The sequence below is a fragment of the Campylobacter gastrosuis genome (assembly GCF_030249845.1).
GTDB classification, from domain to species: Bacteria; Campylobacterota; Campylobacteria; order Campylobacterales; family Campylobacteraceae; genus Campylobacter_A; species Campylobacter_A gastrosuis.
Window position 1 is genome coordinate 1 of the sequence record NZ_JANURM010000044.1, and the last position, 2,706, is coordinate 2,706.

Consider the following 2,706-nt stretch of genomic DNA (forward strand, 5'->3'; position numbering starts at 1 on the left):
AGGCACGGCAACAGCAGCTAAGATACCTAAAATAACGATCACGAAGATCAACTCAATCATTGTAAAACCCTTTTTCATAGGTTACTCCTTAAAATAAATTTCACTTTACATACACTTAGGTAAAATTTATTTCTAAAACACCCAAAAATCAAGCGTTTAAACGAAATTTTTAAGCAGAAAAATGATTTTACATTATAAAAAATACACATCGTAGAGCCAACCAGCATCACAAAAAGCCACGAAAAATTTGATAACAATTACTTTGATATTATGGATTTAAAGGTGTAAAGTAAAATTAATTATTCGTTTCAATTGATTTTAAAGCCAAAAATCCCACTAAAAGGATACTGCCTATCATTAGCACAGCCACAAAAATTTGCATAACCACCCCTTTATTTTTTAATTTTTTCTTTGATTTAAAAATGCAATAAATAAGTCAAACCAAAATTTTAATAATCCTGCATTTTAGCATTTTACAAACCCACATTTTAGCCCATTTATAAAAAATTTCAAAATTTTTTACGCAAAATTAAAATTTTATGATAGAATTACGCCCAAGCTTTACCTAAGTGTATGTAAAGTGAAATTTATTTTAAGGAGTAACCTATGAAAAAGGGTTTTACAATGATTGAGTTGATCTTCGTGATCGTTATTTTAGGTATCTTAGCCGCTGTTGCCGTGCCTAGACTTACAGCTACACGTGATGATGCAGAGATTGCAAAAGCTGCTACGAATTTAACAACGGTTATTAGCGATATTAGTTCTTACTATACTTCACAGGCTGGTTTTGCAGGCGACTTAAAGTCTATGACAAACGTTCAGTTTGCTAATGGTGGCACAAGCACTGCCGATGAATTAAAGGCGGCTGGTAAAAAATGTATAAAGGTTGAATTAAAAGACAAAACAGCAGGTAGTGATAAGCCAGCGGTTCTACAAATTAGTGAAGGCACAGATAAAGCTGAAGCTATTTGTAAAAAAGTTATAGCCGCCAAATCTGTTGATGAGCTACTAAAAAGCACATTTAAATATAAAGATAGCTCAGGTGCTGAGCAATCAGGCTCTGCTGGTGAGATAGCTATTAGCGGTATCGGCATTCAATTCTAATTTTACAAACGGCTAGAAATAGCCGTTTTTCTTTTTAAAAATCCTTTTAAAATTTATAAAACACAAAATCTAATTTATCAGTGGCTAAAATTACAAAACGACAACTTGTTGTTTTTTGTAAAAAATTACGTTATTTTTTAGAGATGTGGCTTTTTGCTTTGACTTTTTGGCGAGAGTGAAGTGAAAATTTTGCCATAACTTGCAAATAAAATTTTGTTTGTTTTGAAGTAGAACTTCGCTTGAAATTTAAAAGTGTCTCTTGTTTTTAAGGCAAAAGGTGGCTTTTTGCGTTCTACTTTTAGAACGATCAAAGCGAAGTAGGGTCGCTCCCCTTCTCCATTTACCATAACTCGCAAACAATCAAAACAATGTCGTAACATTGTTTTGATTTTCGTTTGCTCCCCCACGACAACGCTCTATCGTGCGAACATCTGCTGATTAAAAGTCGGCGTTCGCAAGTTTGGATTTTTTACGTTTTAGCGTTTTTAAATTTTGTGTTTTTCGCAAAAATTTTCGCCATTTACTAAGCAAAAAAGCTCTTTCGTTGCTGTGCTTTTGCAGGTTTTTATCGCCGACAAGTCGGATTTTACATTTTAACATTTTTAAAATTTTAGTTTAAAAGCACTATTTTGGGTTTTTGCTAAAAGAATAAAGGATAGATTGTAGTCCAAAGGGCTAATTGGATAATGAAAAAAATAATTTCAGTTTGATGATAGTTTTTCTAGTTTGGCGTTTAGGTTTTCGTTTTTTATGATTTCTAAGCCTAGCAAGAATGCTTTACTTGCTTGTTTTGATAGTTTGAGTGGGGCGATGACGCTACGTGCTGTTGGACTTGGGTCTGATGTTTCTGTTTCATCGTAGTATATGCCTACACGGGTTTCTTTTGGTGCTGTGCCTTTATGGCTATAATCCCCAAAAATCGCTCTAAATCCGCTCTCATCGGCAAAAATCTCTTCAAAATCTGTCCAGTATGAGATTATCTTTTTCATTTTTATCCTTTGTTTGATTTAGCCCCAGTTAAGGGGCTAGTTGGTTTTTGGTTGTTTATTTATTGTTTTGGTTTTTTCGTTTCTTCATCGCCCCATTTTACGCCTTTACCAGCTAGGTCTATCGCACCACTATCTGTATCTAAGATTTTGGCAATAGCTGGTAGTTTGTATAAATCAGAGCAAATTTTATCACTAGAACCACCACCTTTTACTACTGTTAAGGTGCTAGTGCTTGTTTGGTCAGCTGTATTGCCACCATTACCAATTTTTAGTATTATACACTCTTTGTTTTTCGCTTTTAATGTGCCTTTTTGTGAATCTTTGTTATCAAGAATAACATTTGTCATATCGCCTATTTGATTTGATAGCTCACCTTGCGAAGTGTAATAAGCTGTAATGTCAGAAATGGCTGTTGTTAGGTTTGTAGCGGCTTTGGCTAGCTCTGCATCATCACGTGTAGCTGTAAGTCTAGGCACAGCAACAGCGGCTAAGATACCTAAAATAACGATCACGAAGATCAACTCAATCATTGTAAAACCCTTTTTCATAGGTTACTCCTTAAAATAAATTTCACTTTACATACACTTAGGTAAAATTACGAAAAAAACAGGGG

The 2,706-nt window shown here is 34.2% G+C and carries 4 protein-coding genes; 1 reads left to right on the forward strand and 3 read right to left on the reverse strand.

What is annotated here, in order from left to right:
* Positions 1-78 (reverse strand): type IV pilin protein (locus tag NYG85_RS11880; protein ID WP_284938877.1); only part of this gene is annotated, 78 nt, incomplete at its 3' end.
* Positions 79-606: 528 nt separating this feature from the next.
* Here NYG85_RS11880 and NYG85_RS11885 point away from each other — a divergent pair.
* Positions 607-1,104 carry a type II secretion system protein gene (locus tag NYG85_RS11885; protein ID WP_284938873.1) on the forward strand — a complete coding sequence of 166 codons (498 nt, stop codon included), beginning with the start codon at positions 607-609 and terminating at the stop codon, positions 1,102-1,104.
* Between the two features lie 701 nt (positions 1,105-1,805).
* Here the strand turns inward: NYG85_RS11885 and NYG85_RS11890 are convergent.
* Both NYG85_RS11890 and NYG85_RS11895 read right to left on the reverse strand, forming a co-directional pair.
* The gene (locus NYG85_RS11890) at positions 1,806-2,093 is read right to left on the reverse strand and encodes a hypothetical protein (protein WP_284938875.1); all 288 of its coding nucleotides are present in this window, start codon (positions 2,091-2,093) and stop codon (positions 1,806-1,808) included.
* 59 nt (positions 2,094-2,152) lie between these two features.
* Positions 2,153-2,641: a type II secretion system protein gene (locus tag NYG85_RS11895; protein WP_284938876.1), complete on the reverse strand. Its 489-nt coding sequence runs from the start codon at positions 2,639-2,641 to the stop codon at positions 2,153-2,155.
* Positions 2,642-2,706 lie beyond the last annotated feature (65 nt).